Source organism: Prauserella aidingensis (assembly GCF_024171865.1).
Taxonomy (GTDB): domain Bacteria; phylum Actinomycetota; class Actinomycetes; order Mycobacteriales; family Pseudonocardiaceae; genus Prauserella; species Prauserella aidingensis.
In genome coordinates this window covers 161,928-181,372 of the sequence record NZ_JAMTCN010000006.1, presented here as the reverse complement: position 1 = coordinate 181,372, position 19,445 = coordinate 161,928, and the positions used below count along the sequence as shown (strand labels likewise).

Annotated in this window: 15 protein-coding genes, 1 pseudogene and 1 riboswitch; of the genes and pseudogenes, 9 read left to right on the top strand and 7 right to left on the bottom strand. The window is 71.1% G+C overall.

Annotated elements, in window-relative coordinates; genetic code table 11:
- The first annotated feature begins 61 nt into the window (after window positions 1-61).
- A complete protein-coding gene (gene rsmI, locus LY13_RS09970; protein ID WP_253828035.1) occupies window positions 62-889 on the top strand; it encodes a 16S rRNA (cytidine(1402)-2'-O)-methyltransferase in 828 nt (275 codons plus the stop codon).
- Here the strand turns inward: rsmI and LY13_RS09965 are convergent.
- Both LY13_RS09965 and LY13_RS09960 read right to left on the bottom strand, forming a co-directional pair.
- A complete protein-coding gene (locus LY13_RS09965; RefSeq protein WP_253828034.1) occupies window positions 856-2,265 on the bottom strand; it encodes an aminodeoxychorismate synthase component I in 1,410 nt (469 codons plus the stop codon). The genes rsmI and LY13_RS09965 overlap by 34 nt on opposite strands.
- A gap of 143 nt (window positions 2,266-2,408) precedes the next feature.
- Window positions 2,409-4,061, bottom strand: coding sequence for an amidase (locus tag LY13_RS09960; protein ID WP_253828033.1), 1,653 nt, complete (start codon window positions 4,059-4,061; stop codon window positions 2,409-2,411).
- Between the two features lie 153 nt (window positions 4,062-4,214).
- Here LY13_RS09960 and LY13_RS09955 point away from each other — a divergent pair, with 153 nt between their 5' ends.
- On the top strand, window positions 4,215-5,246 hold the full coding sequence (locus LY13_RS09955) for a glycoside hydrolase family 183 protein (RefSeq protein WP_253828032.1): 1,032 nt from the start codon (window positions 4,215-4,217) through the stop codon (window positions 5,244-5,246).
- 10 nt (window positions 5,247-5,256) lie between these two features.
- Here the strand turns inward: LY13_RS09955 and LY13_RS09950 are convergent.
- The 5 genes and pseudogenes from LY13_RS09950 to LY13_RS09930 all read right to left on the bottom strand — a co-directional run.
- Window positions 5,257-5,520: pseudogene (locus LY13_RS09950) on the bottom strand (HigA family addiction module antitoxin); the annotation flags it as partial.
- A 60-nt stretch (window positions 5,521-5,580) separates the two neighbouring features.
- Window positions 5,581-6,174 (bottom strand): GH25 family lysozyme, encoded by a 594-nt coding sequence (locus LY13_RS09945; RefSeq protein WP_253828030.1) that lies wholly within the window; start codon window positions 6,172-6,174, stop codon window positions 5,581-5,583.
- Window positions 6,175-6,257: 83 nt separating this feature from the next.
- Window positions 6,258-7,025 (bottom strand): ABC transporter permease, encoded by a 768-nt coding sequence (locus LY13_RS09940; RefSeq protein WP_253828029.1) that lies wholly within the window; start codon window positions 7,023-7,025, stop codon window positions 6,258-6,260.
- A complete protein-coding gene (locus LY13_RS09935) occupies window positions 7,015-8,055 on the bottom strand; it encodes an ATP-binding cassette domain-containing protein (protein WP_253828028.1) in 1,041 nt (346 codons plus the stop codon). The genes LY13_RS09940 and LY13_RS09935 overlap by 11 nt, the downstream gene beginning before the upstream one ends.
- A gap of 274 nt (window positions 8,056-8,329) precedes the next feature.
- Window positions 8,330-8,944, bottom strand: a complete 615-nt coding sequence (locus LY13_RS09930; protein ID WP_253828027.1) for a PadR family transcriptional regulator — start codon at window positions 8,942-8,944, stop codon at window positions 8,330-8,332.
- 280 nt (window positions 8,945-9,224) lie between these two features.
- On the opposite strand from LY13_RS09930, the gene metG reads away from it, so the two are divergent.
- The 7 genes from metG to LY13_RS09895 all read left to right on the top strand — a co-directional run bounded on the left by metG (window position 9,225) and on the right by LY13_RS09895 (window position 19,373).
- Entirely contained in the window at window positions 9,225-11,018 is a 1,794-nt protein-coding gene (gene metG / locus LY13_RS09925) for a methionine--tRNA ligase (RefSeq protein ID WP_253828026.1), read from the top strand.
- A 33-nt stretch (window positions 11,019-11,051) separates the two neighbouring features.
- A complete protein-coding gene (locus tag LY13_RS09920) occupies window positions 11,052-11,903 on the top strand; it encodes a TatD family hydrolase (protein ID WP_253828025.1) in 852 nt (283 codons plus the stop codon).
- A gap of 333 nt (window positions 11,904-12,236) precedes the next feature.
- On the top strand, window positions 12,237-13,607 hold the full coding sequence (locus LY13_RS09915) for a resuscitation-promoting factor (protein ID WP_253828078.1): 1,371 nt from the start codon (window positions 12,237-12,239) through the stop codon (window positions 13,605-13,607).
- 80 nt (window positions 13,608-13,687) lie between these two features.
- On the top strand, window positions 13,688-14,557 hold the full coding sequence (rsmA, locus tag LY13_RS09910) for a 16S rRNA (adenine(1518)-N(6)/adenine(1519)-N(6))-dimethyltransferase RsmA (RefSeq protein WP_253828024.1): 870 nt from the start codon (window positions 13,688-13,690) through the stop codon (window positions 14,555-14,557).
- Window positions 14,558-14,648: 91 nt separating this feature from the next.
- A riboswitch (SAM riboswitch) is annotated at window positions 14,649-14,736 on the top strand.
- A 324-nt stretch (window positions 14,737-15,060) separates the two neighbouring features.
- Window positions 15,061-16,071 (top strand): methionine ABC transporter ATP-binding protein, encoded by a 1,011-nt coding sequence (locus tag LY13_RS09905; RefSeq protein WP_253828023.1) that lies wholly within the window; start codon window positions 15,061-15,063, stop codon window positions 16,069-16,071.
- A gap of 313 nt (window positions 16,072-16,384) precedes the next feature.
- The gene (locus LY13_RS09900) at window positions 16,385-17,377 is read left to right on the top strand and encodes a 4-(cytidine 5'-diphospho)-2-C-methyl-D-erythritol kinase (RefSeq protein WP_253828077.1); all 993 of its coding nucleotides are present in this window, start codon (window positions 16,385-16,387) and stop codon (window positions 17,375-17,377) included.
- Between the two features lie 196 nt (window positions 17,378-17,573).
- The gene (locus tag LY13_RS09895; RefSeq protein WP_253828022.1) at window positions 17,574-19,373 is read left to right on the top strand and encodes an ABC-F family ATP-binding cassette domain-containing protein; all 1,800 of its coding nucleotides are present in this window, start codon (window positions 17,574-17,576) and stop codon (window positions 19,371-19,373) included.
- Window positions 19,374-19,445 lie beyond the last annotated feature (72 nt).

Here is a 19,445-nt window from a genome sequence, read left to right as displayed (position 1 = left end):
AAGGTGCCCTTGGGGGCGCGGCCGCGGGGTCGGCGGGACGCGTGCCGGATAGCCTCGCGGTATGCCGTTGATCCTCGCCGGGACGCCGCTCGGCGACCGCAGTGACGCCAGTCCCCGCCTCGCGGAGGCGCTGCGAACCGCGGACGTCATCGCCGCCGAGGACACGCGCCGGCTGCGGTCACTGGCCACGGCACTCGACGTCGCGTCGACGGCGAAGGTCGTCAGCTTCTACGAGGACGTCGAGAGCGCACGGTTGCCGAAGCTGTTGGACGCCGTGCGCGAGGGCGAGGTCGTGGTGCTGGTGACCGATGCGGGAATGCCGAGCGTGTCCGACCCCGGCTTCCGCCTCGTCGCGGCGTGCGCCGAGGAAGACCTGCCGGTCAGCTGCGTGCCGGGGCCGTCGGCGGTGACCACGGCGCTGGCGTTGTCGGGACTCGCTCCGGACCGGTTCTGTTTCGACGGATTCGCTCCCCGCAAGCCCGGTGAACGCGCCCGGTGGTTCGACGAGCTGGCCGAGGAGAAGCGCACGACCGTGTTCTTCGAATCGCCGCACCGGCTGGCCTCGCTGTTGGCCGACGCGGCGCAGCGGCTGGGGCCGGACCGCCGCGCGGCCGTCTGCCGCGAACTGACGAAGACGTACGAACAGGTGCGCCGCGGCACGCTCGCCGAGCTGGCCGAGTGGGCCGCCGACGGCGTGCGCGGGGAGATCACCGTCGTGCTCGCGGGTGCCGCGCCGCGGGACGTGAGCGTCGCCGACCTGGTCGGCGAGGTGACGCGCCGGGTCGAGGCGGGGGAGCGGCTCAAGACCGTCGCCGCGGAGGTCGCGAAGGAGACGGGCGTGTCGAAGAAGGAGCTCTACGACGCCGTCGTGGCGGCGCGCGCGGACTGACCCGGGCCGCGCTCGTCGGCGTCGGCGGGTGGCGGGGACTGTTCGCGGTCGGTGACGTCGCCGGGCGGCGAGGCCAGCAGCGTTTCCAGCGGGGCGGCCTTGTCGAGGCATTCGTTCCATTCGGCGCGCGGGTCGGAGTCGGCCGTGATGCCGCCGCCGACGCCGACGTGCACCTCGCCCGCCGCGATCTCGAAGGTGCGGATCGCGACGTTGAGTTCCGTGCCCGCGACCGGCGAGGCCAGGCCGACGGCTCCCGTGTAGAGCCCGCGCGGCACCGGCTCGAGCTCGGCGATCAGGTCCAGCGCACGGATCTTCGGCGCGCCCGTGACCGAGCCGGGAGGGAACGCCGCGCGCAACAGCTCCGTGTCGCCGGTGCAGGCGGGGAGGGTGCCGACGACCGTCGAGTCGAGGTGCCACACGCCCGGCGCGGGCCGGACGGCGAGCAGCTCCGGCACGCGCACACTGCCGGTCTCGCACACGCGGCCCAGGTCGTTGCGCACCAGATCGGTGATCATCACGTTCTCGGCGACGTCCTTGACCGACTCGCGGAGCAGCCGGGCACCCTGGTCGTCCTCCGGGCCGCGTCGAGGCCGGGTGCCTTTGATCGGGGTGGACCGGACCGTCGCGGCGTGCCGGGCGACGAACAGTTCCGGCGACATCGACACGGCCGCGCCCCAGTCGCCGGCGAGGTAGGCGGCGCGGGCCGGGTGCAGCCGGCGGGCGCCCTCGGTGAACAGTGCGAGCGGAGAGCCGTCGAACGTGCCGGTGAAGCGGGTGCAGATGTTGGCCTGGAACACCTCGCCCGCCCCGATGGCGCGTACGCACTCGGTGACGGCGTGTTCGTGATCGGCGCGGGGTGGCCGGTCGAGCGACGTCGCGTGCCAGGTGTGGGCGGGGTCCGCGGTGGTCGCGCCGGGCGTGAGCAGGTCGCGGAACTCGTCGGCGTCGACGTCACCTCCGGGGGTGCCGTCGAGTGCTTCGAACCACCAGCGCCCGTCGGTGTCGAGGCGCAGCACGTGGCCTGCCCAGCCCCAGACGGCGGGCGGTAGCGGGCCGCGGCGCCGCGACGGGTCGGACAGGTCGTAGGAGAGGTAACCGAACCAGCCGCCACCGACCGCGCCGGGTGGGACGTCGGGGTCCACTTTGCCGGAACCGTCGGTACCGGCAGGGAGGTCGGACGGCGTGGCAAGGGCGTCGGCGAGACCGGTGACCGGCTCGAGCCGGACGGACGGTGCGACGACGGCGGGGGAGCCGAACCAGTCGCCGGTCAGTGCGGCGGGCCCGGCGAGACCGCGTTCGCGCGCGCGACGGGACAGCACTGTGAGGACCTGCTCGGGTGTCAGGTCGCAGTCGAGTGCCGTACGCCGAAGTCGCATGCTCGGCATTGTCACCCGGTCGGCGGCGGATTCCGAGCGGAAGGTGTCCGACGCGACCGCCGAACCGGCACGGGCGGACGTCGGTGTGGCGGGTGACCGGACCGGTCACCCGCCACCCGGCGGTCACGTGCCGCCGGACCGGATCACTCCTCGTCCGGGGCTTCCGGCCCGGGCGTGTGCGACAGGTCCCGGTTGACGACGCGGCCGCCGTAGGCCTCCGCGTAGTCGTAGGCGTAGCCGAGCAGTTCGGCCTCGGTCCACTTCTTGTCCACGAAGATCAGGTTGAACGGCTTGCCGCCCGCGTACGCGCCGTCCGGCACGACCACACCCGGAAGGCCCGCGATGTTGATCTCCGAGACGGTCGAGGCGTTGATCTCGCCGTCGTAGATGCCGGGAATCGCCTCGACCTGCTGCGGGAACACCAGCGCATCGAGGTCGCGGTCGTCCATCACCCGGTCGAAGATCCGCTGGTACTCGGCCGAAGCGCGCTCGAACTCCTCGTCCACCGGCGGTTCCGAGTCGAGCTTGGCCACCATCTCGTCGATGCGCTGGTCGTCCGCGAACCCGTGCGAGTCCGCCCACGCGTCGAGTTCCTCGAGCGATCCGACCGGGGACGTCTCGCCCAGGCCGCGGAGGTAGTCCTCGACCGCGTGCGAGTTGCCGAGGCTGCCGCGGCCGTCGTAACCGCCGTCACCGACCTCGGCGAGCTCGGCGAACCCCGAGCCCGCGAACGGATCCTCGACGACGGTCGCGCCCTGCTCCTCGAGCTTCGCGACCGCCTGCGCGTACAGCTCGGCGGTCTCCGGCGACAACTCACCCTTCTCACCGGAGCGCCAGCCGGGTCCGTACAACCCGATCCGCTTGCCCTTCAACGCCTTCTTCGACAGTGCGGAGGTGTAGCCGCCCTCGGGGACGACGGCGCCCTCGGTCTTCGGGTCGCCGGCGTGCTCGCCCGCCATGACGTCGAGCATCAGCGCGGCGTCCTCGGGGCTCTTGACCAGCGGACCGAGGACGTCCCGGGTGTTGCCCGCGAGGGGAAAGTTGCCGGTGTTCGGCACCAGCCCGAAGGTGGGCTTCACGGCGTAGAGCGACTGCGCGGAGGCGGGGTTCTGGATCGACCCACCGGTCTCCTCGGCGATGCCCGCCGTCGCGAAGTCGGCGGCGACCGAGGTGGCCGACCCCGTGGAGGAGCCGCCGGGCGCCCACTCCTGGTCCAGCGCGTTGAACGTGGGGCCGTACGCCGAATTGTTGGCGTTGGAGCCGGAGCCTGCCAGCACCGGCAGGTTGGTCTTCCCGACGATCACCGCGCCGGCTTCGCGCAGCCGTTCCACGACCGGGGCGTCGTCCTCCGGCACCAGTGAGACACCGTCGGTGACCGGTGACGTCAGTTCCCAGCCGGACGTGGTCGGCATGCCCGCCACGTTGAGGGAGTCCTTGATGACGACGGGAACACCGTCGAGCGGGCCGACGTCCTTCTTGGACCCTTCACGGCGCTCGTCGGAGGCGATCGCCTGGGTCTTCGCGTCCGGGTTCATCTGGGTGAAGGCGTTGTAGTTCCGGTCGTAGGTTTCGATGCGCTGCTGGTACGCCTCGAGCAGTTCGATCGCGGTGACCTTGTTGGTCTTCAACGCCTTCACCGTTTCGCCGAGCGTGAGGGTCGTCGGGTCCTGGTGGGCGAGGCCGGGTGGTGCCGCCGACGCGGGCGCGGTCATCAGCGAGGCGACCGCCGTGGATGTCAGCAGGGCCGACAGGGCCAGGCCGGTGTGGCGAGTGCGGTGCGAACGAGTGCGGTGCACGCGTGCTGCTCCGTTCGTCGGGAACTGGGTCGCGGGCACGTGGGTGAACACGAGCCCGGGCGGCAACCTAGGTCGCCGGTGTTTCCCGGCGATTACTTGTTGATCTCCACGACGGGTCGGGCGGAGCGGGTCGATCGCCGCTACGTTCGCGGCATGGACGTCGCACCCGCGGAGACGGAACGGATCGCCCCGGTCACGGGCGCCGACTCGCCGAACCGGACCGCCGAACGGTTCGCGATCGCCGCGACGGACCTCGGCATCCTGTGGGACGCGGGTGGCGGCAGGGTGTTCGCGCTGTTCGGTGACACCTTCGGTGACGGCTGGGGCGGCCACGGCGCCGGGCCGGGGTCGGCGGACTGGCGCAGCAACGTGCTCGCCTGGTCCACCGCCCGCGACCTCTCCGGCGGGCTGTCACTGGGCGGCGTCGTGACCCGGCGCGGCGGTGGGGCGGCGCAGGTCATCCCGTCGGGCAGGCGTGAGGTGACGGTCGTGCCGAACGGTGCGATCACCGTCGACGGCGTGCACTACGCCCACTACATGTCGGTGCGCGAGTGGGGCGAGCCCGGACACTGGCGCACCGACCATGCCGGCGTCGCCGTGTCCCACGACGACGGGCGCACGTGGAGCAGACCCCGCGGGGCTCGGTGGAAGAACCCCGGCGGCGGGAGCAGGTTCCAGGTCGGCGCGTTCGCCCGCGACGGCGAGCACGTCCTGCTGTTCGGCACCACCAACGGCAGGCACGACCTGCCCTACCTCGCCCGGGTGCGGCCCGCGGACCTGCTGCGCGTACGGGCGTACGAGTACTGGGACGGTGCCGGTTGGCGTGGTGACGAGGACGCGGCGGCACCGGTCTTCGACGGGTCGGTCGGGGAGATGTCCGTCGGCTATCACCGTGGGTGCGGGCGGTGGCTGATGGTGCACCTCGACGAACCGCGCCGCGGCCTCGTGCTCCGCAGTGCACCCGCGCCGACCGGTCCGTGGACGGCGGGAGACGTCGTCGTGTCCGGCGACGAACACCCGGCGATCTACGGAGGGTTCCTCCACCCCTGGTCGCTCGACGGGACGGCGGACGGCGCGGCCGGAGCGCCGGGCGACCGGCCGGGCGGATTCGACCTCTACTACCTCGTCTCGCAGTGGGGCCCGTACAACGTCTTCCTCACCCGAACCCGCATCGAGGCCCGATAGTCGCCGGCCGCTACGCCGCCGCCATCGGCTCGATGTCCTCGAGCTGGTCGCCGATCGCGTCGCGGGCGATCTCGACGTCGTAGGACTCCTGGATGCGGGTCCAGTAGTGGTCGTTCAACCCGAAATAGCGGGACAGCCGGAGTCCGGTGTCGGCGGTGATCGCGCGCTGCCCCTTGAGGATCGCTCCGATCCGTGACTCGGGCACGTGGATCGCCTTGGCGAGTGCATACGCGCTGAGGCCCATGGGGACGAGGAAATCCTCGGGAAGGATCTCGCCCGGGTGGTCTCCTTTGAGCTGTTCGAGCTTGTAGGGCCACGTGGGCCCACGGCGGGTTCACAGCAGCACGTCGGCGAGGGTGAACGGGTAGACGAGCGCCGACGTCGCGCCGGGGCCGTCGCCGGTGTGCTGGTGCACGCCGAGTCTGCTGTGGAACCAGCCCGGCCTGCCGGGGATGCCGTTGCGCCGCACGAGCCACAGCACCACGCCGGCGTCGGCCCACTTGTCCGGGTGGAACCGGTGCTGCCAGTCCTCGAACTCGGCGTACACCAGGGCCTTGCCGATCCCGGCCTCGCCGCGGATCGTCTTGATCCACGTCTTGACGAACCGGTCGTCGATCCCGGCCGCGCGGGCGTCCAGGGCGGGCGCGAGCACTCCGGGTGCGAACGCCCCGAGCGGCGCGCCGGTGCGCACGACGTGCCGTGCCTGGTCGACGGCGCCGCCTTCCCTGGCGAGATGGCGGATCCCCGCGTGCACGCCCGCGTCGAGTGCGCACGTGAGCTGCCGGGCCGAACTCGGTTCGCTCCAGTTGAGGTTCTCGGTGACGGTGATCGACGCGAACGTGACGGCCCTCGCGCGCAGCCGCGTCCAGTCCGGCACGGACTCGCGCAGCTCCAGTCCGACGCCGCTCGCGCCCGCGGGCTCCGTCACGGGTCCCCCTAGCTGCCGGAAGCGATGGTGACGGCCACCCTACGTGCGTTCGCGCACGTCAGGCGGCCATCACCCGCGGCGTGTCAGGCGTTCTCCCTCCGGAACGTTCGCGCGCCCCAGAACACGCACAGCGACATCAGTACGACGAGCACGATCGACCCGGTGAGCAGCGCGTCAACGGAGAAGTCGCCGCGGAACCCGGCACGGCCCGCGTCGACGATGTGCGTGAACGGATTGACCCGCGAGATCGCGTACAACCAGTCCGGTGCGAGTCCGGTCGTGATCGGCACGAGGATTCCGGACAACAGCAGTACCGGCATCATCACCGAGTTCACCAGCGCGGGGAACGCCTGCTCGTTGCGCAGGGTCAGCGCGACCGCGTACGACGCCGACGCCAACGTCACCGACAGCATCGCCACGATCAGCAGTGTCAGCAGGATCCCGCCGATCGGCGCCGACAGGCCGAACACGAGGAACGCGAGGATGGTGATGATGATCGCCTGCGCCACCGTGGTCAGGCCGTTCATCAGGACCTTGCCGAGCAGCAGTGCCACCCGGCTGGCCGGCGTGACGCGGAGTCGTTCGACCACGCCGTTGCGCAGGTCGGCCAGCAGCGAGAAGCCCGCCGTCGTCGCGCTGAACAGGGCGAGCTGAACGATCAGCGCGGGGGTGAGGATCGTCCAACTGCTGCCGGGTGGGAAGCCGGGCGTGCTGGTCACGATCCGCTCCATCAGCGGGCCGAACAGCACCAGGTACAGCACCGGCTGCATCACGCCGATCGCCAACCACGCGGGATTGCGCAACAGCAGGGTCGCGTCGCGCCGGAAGATGAGCCAGGTGTCACGCAGCACGGGTCGGCACCTCGTTTCGCTCGTTGTCGTCGGCCGATGCCTCGGCTGCCGCGTCCGCGTCGCCGCCGCTGGAGTCGCTGCCGCTGGAGTCGCGGAGGCTGCGGCCGGTGAGGGTCAGGAACACGTCGTCCAGGGTCGGCCGCTGCACCTGCATCGACTGCATCGTCAGGTTCTCGGCGTCGAACGCCCGCAGCAGCGCGGGCAGTGCCGTGTCGCCGCGTGGCACGCGGAATCGCACCTCACCGGGCGCGGTCGTCAGCTCGTGGGCGCCCTCGACTCTGCCGACGATCTCGGCGGCCCTCGTCGTGACGTCGTCGTCGACACCGAGTGCGACGCTGTCGCCGGACACCCGCGCCTTGAGTGCGTCCGGTGTGCCCTCGGCGACGATCTCGCCACCGTCGATGACGAGGATGCGGTCGCAGAGCGCGTCGGCCTCCTCCAGGTAGTGCGTCGTGAGGAAGAGGGTCACGCCCTGTTCGGAGCGCAGCATGCGGATGTGTTCCCACAGGTTCGCCCGGCTCTGCGGGTCGAGCCCGGTCGTCGGTTCGTCGAAGAACACCAGCTTCGGTGAGTGGATCAGCCCGAGCGCGATGTCGAGCCTGCGCCGCTGACCGCCGGAGAGTGTCTTCGTCAGCCGCTGGTCCAATCCGGACAGGTCGAGTTGCTCGGTCAGCTCCTTGCCCCGCTCGATCGCGTCGGCCTTGCCGAGCCCGTAGAGCCTGCCCTGGAGCTCGATCTCCTCGGCCACCTTGCATTCGGGCCCGGTGCCGCCGCCCTGCGCGACGTAACCGATACGCCTGCGCACCCCGACCGGATCGGCGCGCAGATCGCATCCGGCCACCTGTGCCTCGCCCGCCGTGGGCGTGAGCAGGGTCGTCAGCATGCGCAGCGTCGTCGTCTTCCCCGCGCCGTTGGGCCCGAGGAAGCCGACCAGCTCGCCTTCGGTGACGTCGATGTCGACGCCTTTCACCGCGTCCACGGTGCGCCCGCGCGACGTGAACCGTCGCTGCAGGCCACGTGCCTTGATCAAGGAAACCCCCGTCGAGTGAAGTGTGGGTCCGCCGTCGCGTGTGGACGTGGCCGACCGCGTGGTCCGGCCGAACGGCCGGTGATGCGGCCACTGTCCTCCGCGAACAGCATCTAGTCAAATTTGATTAGCAGGGTGGAGTCGAGTTAGGATGAGCGTGGCCGCCGAAGGCGGGCGACGCGACGAGTTTTCGCCCGGAGCGATACCGCGCAGAGCGAACGGTCCCCGTGCGGCGGGCCGAGCTCCGGTGCGACGGCGCGGGTCGGGGCTCCTCGGATCAGGACGTGGCGCCGTGCGCCGCGGAACCGAAGTTGTGGCCTGCGTCGTCGGCCATCACGTACTCGCCCGCGCGCAGCCGCGCGACGAGGTCCGTGGTCCACGAGATGTCGGCGTCGCAGTGGGCGAGCCACAGCCGGTACAGCTCGTTGACGTGCGCGGGCTGTCCCCACTCGATGCCCTTGTCGAGCACGGAGGTGACGTTCTCGCGCTGACCGTCGAGCTGGACGAGGCGGTACTCGAGCAGGTCGAGTGCCAGTCGGCGGGGCAGGCACGTGATGAACACCAGCGCGGCCGAGAACTCGTGGGCACCCCCGGCTGCGCCGTCGACGTCGGCGATGCGCTGTTGCAGCTCCCGTTGGAAGGCGTCCTCGCCCGCGCGGGTCAGGGTGTACGCGAGCCGGTCGGGGCCCTTCCCCTGCGGCGTCTCCACCTGCTCGAGCAGTCCTTCGAGCGCGAGGCGCTTCAACGCGTGGTAGATCGACCCCGGCTGGACGTTGGCCCACTTGTCCGCGGACCACGACAACAGCTCCCGCCGCACCTGGTAGCCGTGCGCACCACCCGATCCGCCGTGCATCCGCACCACACCGAGCACGAGCAACCGTGTCGCCGACACCGCTTCCGGCCTCCGTCCCTGGTCGCGTAGCGGGAGGCACCATCCTCCCACCGTCGGGGCGGCCACGACGCCGAAGGCGGCCGGAGACGTCGGCCCGGCCGCTTCCCGCTGCCCGCACCCCGCTGCCCGCACCCCGCTGCCCGGCCGCTTCCCGCTGCACGGCGTCACGCACCACGGTGCCCGCCCGAACCCCGTCCCGGCGAGACGCACGTGCGCCACCCGTGTTCGGCCGCCCGCCTCCCTCAAGGTGCTGGTACGGGCCGCCGTAACCTGTTCAAGTATGAGCACCTCTGTGTTGACCGCGGTGGCCTGGCCTTACGCCAACGGCCCCCGCCACATCGGTCATGTGTCCGGTTTCGGCGTCCCCTCCGACGTCTTCTCGCGGTATCAGCGAATGGCCGGCAACCGAGTGCTCATGGTCTCCGGAACCGACGAACACGGCACGCCCATCCTGGTGCAGTCCGACAAGGAAGGCCTCTCGCCGCAGGAGACGGCCGACAAGTACACCCGCCAGATCAGTCAGGACCTGCGCGGCCTCGGCCTGTCCTACGACCTGTTCACGCGCACCACGACGGGCAACCACGCCGAGGTGGTGCAGCAGATCTTCCTGGCGCTGCACCGCAACGGCTACGTCGTGCCGAAGACGACCACCGGTGCCGTCAGCCCGTCGACGGGACGCACGCTGCCGGACCGCTACATCGAGGGCACATGCCCCCTCTGCGGCTACGACGGGGCGCGCGGCGACCAGTGCGACAACTGCGGCAACCAGCTCGACGCCGCCGAGCTGAAGAACCCGCGTTCGCGCATCAACGGTGAGAAGCCCGAATTCGTCGAGACCGAGCACCTGTTCCTCGACCTGCCCGCCTTCACCGAGTCGCTCGGCGACTGGCTGTCGACCAAGACCGACTGGCGCCCGAACGTTCTGAACTTCACCAAGAACCTCGTCGACGACATGCGCCCCCGTCCCATCACGCGCGACCTGGACTGGGGTGTGAAGGTGCCGCTCGACGGGTGGCGCGACCAGCCGCTCAAGCGGTTCTACGTGTGGTTCGACGCGGTCATCGGCTATTTCTCCGCCAGCGTCGAGTGGGCCCGGCGCAGCGGCGACCCGGACGCGTGGAAGCCGTTCTGGACCGACCCGGACGCGCAGTCCTTCTACTTCATGGGCAAGGACAACATCACGTTCCACGCCCAGCTGTGGCCCGCGTTCCTGCTCGGCCACAACGGCCAGGGCGACAAGGGCGGCGAGCCGGGTCCGTACGGCACGCTGAACCTGCCCGGCGAGATCGTCTCGAGCGAGTTCCTCACCATGAGCGGGTCGAAGTTCTCGACCTCGCGCGGCACGGTCATCTACGTCGAGGACTTCCTGCGCGAGTTCGGTCCCGACACGCTGCGCTACTTCATCAGCGTCGCCGGTCCCGAGACGCAGGACACCGACTTCACCTGGGACGAGTTCGTCCGCCGCACCAACTTCGAGCTCGCCAACGAGTGGGGAAACCTCGTCAACCGGTCGATCTCGTTGGCGCACAAGAACAACGGTGGCGTACCGGCGCCGACCGCGCCCGCGCCCGCCGACGAGGAACTCAAGGCTCTCTCTCGCGGGGCGTTCGACACGGTCGGCACGCACCTGCGGCACTCGCGCTTCAAGCAGGCGGCCGGCGAGGCGATGCGCGTCGTGTCCGCGGCCAACAAGTACCTGTCCGACCAGGAGCCGTGGAAACTCAAGGAGGATCCGGACCGACGGGACGCGGTGCTGCACACGGCGCTGCAGGTCGTGTCCGATGCGAACGCGCTCCTGACTCCGTTCCTGCCGCACGCCGCGCAGAAGGTCCACGAGGCCCTCGGCGGCACGGGTGTGTGGGCGGCGCAGCCCGAGTGCCACGACGTCGAGGACCTCGACATCCCCGGGCGCACGAATCCGATCCTCACGGGCGACTACTCGCACGAGCAGGCGACGTGGGAGTCGACACCGGTGGAGGTCGGCAGGCCACTCGAGAAGCCGTCGCCGCTGTTCGCCAAGCTCGACGCGTCGCTGGGCGAGACCGGCCCCGAGTGGGCGCCCATCCAGAGCTGAACCGATCGTGACACGACCAGCCGGGGAGAAGACGTGAGCCGGAAGAGAGACCGTGACGCGCCGCCGCCGGTGCCGGAACGCCTGCCGTCGCCCGCGGTGGACGCGCACACCCACCTGGACGCCTGCGGCGACGGCACACCGGCGGACGTGGCGGGACTGCTCGACCGCGCGGGCAGGGCGGGCATCGAGCGGGTGGTGACCGTCGCCGACGACCTCGCCGCCGCCAGGTGGGCCGCCGACGCGGCGACGTGGGACGCGCGCGTGTTCGCCGCCGTGGCGATCCACCCGACCCGCACCGCGGACTTCGGCGACACCGAGCGGGCCGAGATCGAACGTCTCGTGGCGGGCGACCGCGTCGTCGCCGTCGGCGAGACCGGTCTGGACTACTACTGGGACTACTCACCGCCGGACGCCCAGCAGGAGGCGTTCCGGTGGCACATCGACCTCGCCAAGCGGATCGGCAAGCCGCTGATGATCCACGACCGCGAGGCGCACGAGGACATCCTGCGGATCCTCGACGAGGAGGGCGCCCCGGACACCGTGGTATTCCACTGCTTCTCGGGGGACGGCGACATGGCGCGCCGCTGCGTCGACGCCGGCTACGTACTGTCGTTCGCGGGCACCGTCACGTTCCGGAACGCCGCGGGCCTGCACGAGGCGGCGAAGCTCGTACCCGCGGAGCAGTATCTGGTCGAGACCGATGCGCCGTTCCTCACTCCGCACCCCTATCGGGGACACCCGAACGAGCCGTATTGCGCGGCCTATACCCTTCACGGGCTCGCGGAGCTTCGTGGGGAGCCGGTCGACACGGTCGCCGACTCCGTTCGGAGTAATGCCGAGCGGGTGTTCGGCCTCTCGCCGTCGCGGAGCGTCACCTCGGCGTGATCGCACTGCGACAACCACGGGGGTGCAACCGTCGATCGGCCCAGGTGACGAAGGTCACGGGATCGCGGGCCGTGTTTGCGCAACCCCCCGGCACCCGTTACGGTCCCGTGACCGTGCCGGTTGAGATCGACTGTCTCGATGCGGCACGCCCACAGTCACGTCGGTGTTCGTCGGGGACGGCATCGCCCGCCGGGTCACGGCCCGTGCGGGAATGTCAGGGGACGACGCTGACTGCGGGAGTCCTGGCCATGCGTGAAAGGGATTGACCCTGTGACTGGTAGCTACGGGCGCGCAGACGCGAGCTCGTCGTCGGCTCCGGCCGGCTCGACGGCTCTGCTCGACCGACCGAGCGACCCAGAGTTCTCCTCCGACCCGCGGATCACGCGGGACGACATCCTCGCCGTGCTCGGCCCCGACGCCGACACACTCATGGCCGAGGCCAATGTCGGAGTGGACGAGCTCATCCGGCTGATCAACGCCGAGACGACGATGCTTCCGCCGATCGTCGACACCCCGCCCGCGCCCGCCGCGGCGGCGGGCACGAGCGTCGAGGAGCCCGAGGACGGCCTCGCGAGCGCGGTCAAGACGTGGAAGAAGCGGTTCCTCAAGGGCTCGGTTCTCGCCATGCTGATCACGCTCACCGGCGGCGGTGCGGCGGCGCTGGCGATGAACAAGAGCGTCACGCTCAACGTCGACGGCGAGGAACAGACGGTCCGCAGCTACGGCGACACCGTCGGCGAGGTGCTGGACGACGCGGACATCGACGTCGGCAAGCACGACGCGCTGTCCCCCTCGCCGCAGGCTGAGGTCGGTGACGGCGGCGTCATCACCCTCGAGCGCGGCCGCCACATGACCGTGTCGGTCGACGGTGAGCAGCGCCAGGTGTGGGTCCGCGCCACCACCGTCGACGAGGCTCTCACCCAGCTCGGGATGCAGGACCTCAAGAACGAGGGTGCGAAGCTGTCCGCGCCGCTCGACAGCGAGGTGCCCCTGGACGGCATGACGCTCGAGGTCCGGACGCAGAAGAGCGTCACGATCTACGACGGCGGCAAGGAGCCCCGCGAGGTCACGACCCACGCCGTCACCGCGGGCGACCTGGTCGACGAGCTCGGCATGAAGCTCGGCCCGCAGGACCGCATCCAGAGCGGCAAGCAGATGAGCCTCGAGGACGGCGCCGAGGTCTACATCAGCCGCACCGGCGTCTCGGTGGTCAAGCAGAAGGAGACCATCGAGCCCGAGGTCCGCACCATCGAGGACCCCGAGCTGGAGCAGGGCAAGGAGGTCGTCGAGAAGCCCGGCAAGGCGGGCGAGGAGCTCGTCACCTACCGGGTCACCAAGGAGAACGGTGAGGAGATCGCCCGCGAGGAGGTCGACTCCAAGGTTCTTCAGGAGGCCAAGGACAAGGTCGTGCGCGTGGGCACCAAGGAGCCCCCGCAGCCACAGATCACCGGTGGCGCCGTGTGGGACCGGCTGGCCCAGTGCGAGTCCGGCGGCGACTGGTCCATCAGCACGGGCAACGGCTTCTACGGCGGCCTGCAGTTCAACAAGCAGACCTGGGACGCCTACGGAGGCGACCAGTACGCGGCCTACCCGCACGAGGCGACCCGCGAGCAGCAGATCGCCACCGCCACCAAGGTGCGCGACGACCGTGGCGGCTACAGCGCCTGGCCTTCGTGCGCGTCGCAGCTCGGCCTGCCGACGTAAGGCTCGCGACAGGCGGACGATCACAGCGGCCCGGTACCCCTTCGCGGGGTGCCGGGCCGCGTTGTGCTGAACTCATCGGTGTGACCGCTGAACCACCGGGGCTGCTGGGGCCCGCCGAGATCCGGCAGCTCGCCGAGGAGCTCGACGTCCGCCCGACCAAGAAGCTGGGCCAGAACTTCGTGCACGACGCCAACACGGTGCGGCGGATCGTCGAGCTGGCCGAGGTCGGCCTCGACGGCGACACCGACCCGCTCGTGCTCGAGGTCGGCCCCGGGCTGGGTTCGCTGACGCTCGGACTGCTCGGTACCGGCGCGCGCGTGGTGGCGGTGGAGATCGACCCGGCGCTGGCGGGACGGCTGGAACGCACGGTGGCGGCGCACGCCCCCGAGGCGGTGTCACGGCTGGCGGTCGTCGCCGACGACGCCCTGAGGGTCGACAGCGGCCACGTCGGCGAGCCGGACGCGCTCGTCGCCAACCTGCCCTACAACGTCGCGGTTCCCGTGGTGCTGCACCTGCTCGCCGAACTGCCGTCGCTGCGGCGCGTGCTCGTGATGGTCCAGACCGAGGTGGCCGACCGCATGGCAGCGGGCCCCGGCGGCAGGGTCTACGGCGTGCCGAGCGTGAAGCTCGCCTGGTACGGCACGGCCCGCAAAGTGGCGGCCGTGCCGAGGTCGGTGTTCTGGCCGGTGCCGAACGTCGACTCGTCGCTCGTCGCCTTCGACCGCGGTCCCGAGCGCACCGATGCGGACCGCGACACCGTGTTCGCGGTTGTCGACGCCGCGTTCGCGCAGCGGCGGAAGACGTTGCGCGCGGCCCTCGCGTCGTGGGCGGGCTCGGCCGAGCGGGCGGGAGAGATCCTGGCCGCCGCCGGCGTCGATCCGCGGTCCAGGGGTGAACAGCTCGGCATCGACGAGTACGTGGCGATCGCGCGGGCGGCCGCCGAGGTGTGATTCCGGCGGTCGCGTTCCTCGTGTCACCGTCGGTGTGATCTACGCCCGTCGGCTTGCCATTACGGCGATGTTTCGTGTCTACTATGTGGGAATTCCATCCCGAGCGACCGAGAGACCTGGCTCGTCGACGTCGCAGCAACCTCCCTCGAGGACGGTGCTACCGCCAGGAGCGATGGAGGAACGCGATGTATTTTTCCGAGCCGCTCACCCGGCGTCTGGTCGTTGATCACAGTCGGCGCACCGTGTCTGCGTGTCGTCGCTCCGCCACCCTGGTCTGAGCGCTGAGCATCGCCCGCCTCGCGGGTGATCCCGTCCGCGGAACCGCCGAATCCGATTGGCGGCCGCGACCGGATCCGACTCGCCGAGCGGTGAACCGGCCGATGAGCCGGACACCGCAGCGCGAACTCGGCGCCGCCGTCCGATCCGATCTTCCGCCTTTTCCCTCCCGGCCCCGGTCCCTGACCGCGCGGGCCGGTGAGCCACCGAGCTGTCTTGGAGCTGCTGTGATCACCGTCGAGAACGTCAGCAAGTCGTTCCGCACCACCGAGTCGGACGCCCCCGTGCAGGCGCTGCACGACGTCAACCTGGATGTCGAAGCGGGCGCGCTGTTCGGCGTCGTCGGCGAGACGGGCGCGGGCAAGTCGACGCTGGCGCGCTGCGTCGCGCTGCGGGAGCGCCCCGACCGCGGCTCCGTCCGCTACGACGGGCTGAACACGACCACCCTCGACGGGCGCAAGCTGCGCGAGGCGCAGAGCCAGGTCGCGGTGGTCGACTCGCGGCTGCGCCCGGAACGGACCGTCGCCGGAAACATCGCCGCCCCGCTCGAGCGGGTGGGCGTCGACGGTGCGCGCAGGAGGCAGCGCGTCGCCACGCTGCTGGACGTCATCGGTCTGAGCCGTGCCGCCGCGCAGGTTCCCGCCGACCTGACGCCGGGGCAGCAGCGCCGGGTGTCGGTGGCGCGGGCACTCGCGGGCGGGCCCGCGGTGCTGCTCGCCGACGATCCGACGTCCGGTGTCGACGCCGACGAGAGCGGCGCCGTGCTGTCGGTGCTCGACCGGGCGCGTGCGGAACTGGGCGCGACCGTGTTGCTGACGACGTCGGAGGCGGGTGTGGCGCGGCGTGTGTGCGACGACGTGGCACTGCTCGACCACGGCTCGGTCGTCGAGAGCGGCAACCTGCTGACGCTGGCCGGTACGCGCGGCAGCCGGATCGCCGACGAACTGCTCCCGTCGGTGGAGACGTCCCCGGCCGAGGCGGCGCGGTTCGACGTGGTCGTGGACGTCGTGCTCGTCGGCTTCGCCTCGGTCGGTGCGCTCCTGCCGGAGGCGGGCGGCCGCTTCGACGTCGAGATCGCGACGATCGGCGGTGGACTGACGCGGTTCGGGGACACACCTGTCGCGCGGTTCCGCATCGGCCTGCGGGGGCAGCGGGCCGACGCGGCGCTGGCGTGGATGGCCGAGCGCGGCGCCCACGTCACGCACACCCTCTGCGGCCTGCGTACCGTCGCCGCCTGACCGACCCGCGCGTGTTGCGGATCCCGGGGCCCGTGTTGCGTTCCCGGGGGACCGTGTTGCGGATCCCGGAGGCCGTGTTGCGGGTTCCGGGGCGCGTGTCGTGCCCTCGGCCGTAGCGATCTCGTAGCTCCAGGCGGTGACCTCGACGTTCGACGTGTTGCCGTTCGATGCCGACTGTGGCGAGTACTACGGAGCGCTGGCGGGCGCGGTTCGTGCGGCCGGCCGGGATCCGCGGCTGCGACCACCGCCCCTCGTCGACGCGCTGACACGCGGCTGCGCCTGTGGTCGCGGGGGCGCCAAGTACCCTGGGTATGTGCTTGCCGTCGTACCGACCCCCGTGACCGTCACGGTGCCGTCCAAGATCAACGTGCACCTGGCGGTGGGGCCTGCGCGCGACGACGGGTATCACGAGCTGACGACCGTGTTCCAGGCGTTGTCGTTGACCGACACGGTGACCGTGTCGGCCGCGGAGGAGTCGTCGCTGCACGTGGTCGGCGAGGGCGAGAAGATCGTGCCGCGCGACGAGCGCAACCTGGCATGGCGCGCGATCGACGTCCTCGCGGAGCATCTGGACACGAGCCCGGCCGAGCTGGGCCCGGTGCGGATCGCACTGGAGAAGGGCATCCCGGTCGCGGGCGGCATGGCGGGCGGGAGCGCCGATGCCGCGGGCACGCTTCTCGCGCTGTCGACACTGTGGAAGCTCGACCTCTCCCGCGACGAGCTCACGCGGCTGGCGGCGAAACTCGGCAGCGACGTGCCGTTCTCCCTGCTCGGCGGCACCGCGCTCGGTACGGGCCGCGGCGAGGAGCTGCTGCCGGTGCTGACGCGGCACACGTTCCACTGGGTGCTCGCGTTCGCCCAGCGCGGCCTGTCCACGCCGCGGGTGTACAAGGAACTGGACCGGCTGCGGGACGTGGGCGAGCCCCCGCCCGCGGCCGGCGACCACGACGTCGTCATCGAAGCGCTGGCGTCGGGTGACCCGCATCGCCTGGCCGAGCTGATCGGCAACGACCTGCAGATCGCGGCCGTGTCGCTGCGGCCGAACCTGCGGCGGACGCTGCGAGCGGGTGTCGAGGCGGGCGCACTGGCCGGTCTCGTGTCCGGCTCCGGTCCGACGTGCGCGTTCCTGTGCGAGGACGCCGAGTCGGCGGTGCAGGTGTCGGCGCGGCTGTCCGGTGCGGGCGTGTGCCGCACGGTGCGCGTCGCGAGCGGTCCGGCGCCGGGGGCGCGGGTGGTCGAGCCGGACGGCGGCCCGTCGGGCGGCGAGCCGCCGTGGGGTCCGCACCCGCCGCAGGCACACGCATGACCCGATCCGAGCCCCGGGTCCCGTCGGATCCGGTGGTCTCGGTTCCCGCCGCGGTCGTGGGCGGGTTCCTGCCCGGGAACCACGCGTGGCCCCGGGGGAGGACCCGCAGGCGACGGCGGGCCGCACTGTCACCATCGACCACGCGACCCGCGTGGTCGCACAGCGTTTCCGCATCCGCGAGAGGTTTGTCCGACACATGGCCAACCTGGTCAATCTCGAATCGGTGAGCAAGTCCTACGGCGTCCGGCCGTTGCTGGACGAGGTGTCCCTCGGTGTCGGCGAAGGGCAGCGCATCGGCGTCGTCGGGCTCAACGGCGGCGGCAAGACGACCCTGCTGGAGGTGCTCGCCGGCATCACCGACCCCGACTCGGGGCGCGTGAGCCGCATGCGCGACCTGCGCATGGGTGTCGTCACGCAGCGCACCGACCTGCCCGAGGGCAGCACCGTGGGCGACGTCGTGCTGGCGGGTTTCGACGCCGAACACGAGTGGGCCGCCGACGCGCGGGTGCGGTCGATCGTCGACGGACTCGGCATCGGGGCGATCGGACTCGACACGGCGACGGCCAACCTCTCCGGTGGGGAACGCCGCCGGGTCGCGCTGGCCGCCACGCTCGTCGGCGAGCTCGACCTGATCGTCCTCGACGAGCCCACCAACCACCTCGACGTCGAAGGTGTCCGCTGGCTCGCCGATCACCTGCTCGCGCGCAAGTCCTCGCTCGTGGTCGTCACGCACGACCGCTGGTTCCTCGACACCGTGTGCGGCCGGACGTGGGAGGTCACGTCGGGCCGGGTCGAGCAGTACGAGGGCGGCTACGCGGACTGGGTGTACGCCCGTGCCGAACGCGCCCGACTGGCCCAGGCCGCCGAGGAGAAGCGGCAGAACCTGGCACGCAAGGAGCTCGCGTGGCTGCAACGTGGTGCGAAGGCGCGGACCTCGAAGCCGAAGTTTCGGATCGAGGCGGCCGAGGCGCTGATCGCCGACGTCCCGCCGCCGCGCGACACCGTCGAGCTGATGAGCTTCGCCAGGCGCCGGCTCGGCAAGACCGTGCTGGAGCTGGAGGACGTGTCGCTGAGCGTCGGCGACCGAACGCTGCTCGACCACGTGACGTGGCGGATCGGACCCGGAGACCGGATCGGCCTCGTCGGCGTCAACGGCTCAGGCAAGACGACGCTGCTCAAGCTGCTCGCCGGGGAACGCGAACCCGAGACCGGCAGGCGTGTCGAGGGCAAGACCGTCCACCTGGCACACCTGAAGCAGGAGCTCGACGACCTGCCCGCCGACCTGCGGGTGTTGCAGGCGGTGGAACGCGTCGCCGCGCGGGTGCAGTTCGGCAAGCACGAGCTGTCCGCGTCGCAGTTGGCCGAGAAGCTGGGATTCCCGCCGAAACGGCAGTGGACGCCCGTGGGCGACCTGTCCGGTGGTGAGCGGCGCAGGCTGCAACTGGTGCGGCTGCTCATGGCGGAACCGAACGTGCTCCTGCTCGACGAGCCCACCAACGACCTGGACATCGACACCCTGCAACAGCTCGAGGACCTGCTCGACGGCTGGCCGGGCACGCTGATCGTCGTCTCCCACGACCGGTACCTCACCGAGCGCGTGTGCGACAACGTCGTCGCGCTGTTCGGCGACGGCGCGATCACCGACCTGCCCGGCGGGATCGACGAGTATCTGCAGCGCAGGCAGACCATCGCGGACCGGCCCGCGGCCGCCGCATCCGCCGGAGCCGGAGACAACGCTGCGTCGCGGGCGAGTACCGAGCAGGCCCCGCCGAAGCTGTCCAACGCCGAGTGGCGGGCCATCACCAAGGAGCTCGGCAAGCTGGAACGCAAGCTCGACGCGCTCGGTGAGAAGGAGTCGAAGCTGCACGCGGCGCTCGCCGACGCGGCGACCGAACCGGACCGGCTGATGGAGCTGAACAACGAGCTGAAGGCGTTGCAGGCCGAGAAGGAGGAGCTCGAACAGCGGTGGCTGGAGGCGTCCGAAGCGGTGGAGTGACGCCGCCGTACGGCCGATTCACCGCACGGCCGATCGCCGCAGCGGTGTGACCCGCGGTTACAGTCATGTGTC

Excerpts from the sequence above, each read along its gene's own strand:
- rsmI (WP_253828035.1), top strand. The coding sequence starts at position 62 with ATGCCGTTGATCCTCGCCGGGACGCCGCTCGGCGACCGCAGTGACGCC.
- LY13_RS09965 (WP_253828034.1), bottom strand. The coding sequence starts at position 2,265 with ATGCGACTTCGGCGTACGGCACTCGACTGCGACCTGACACCCGAGCAG.
- LY13_RS09955 (WP_253828032.1), top strand. The coding sequence starts at position 4,215 with ATGGACGTCGCACCCGCGGAGACGGAACGGATCGCCCCGGTCACGGGC.
- metG (WP_253828026.1), top strand. The coding sequence starts at position 9,225 with ATGAGCACCTCTGTGTTGACCGCGGTGGCCTGGCCTTACGCCAACGGC.
- LY13_RS09895 (WP_253828022.1), top strand. The coding sequence starts at position 17,574 with ATGGCCAACCTGGTCAATCTCGAATCGGTGAGCAAGTCCTACGGCGTC.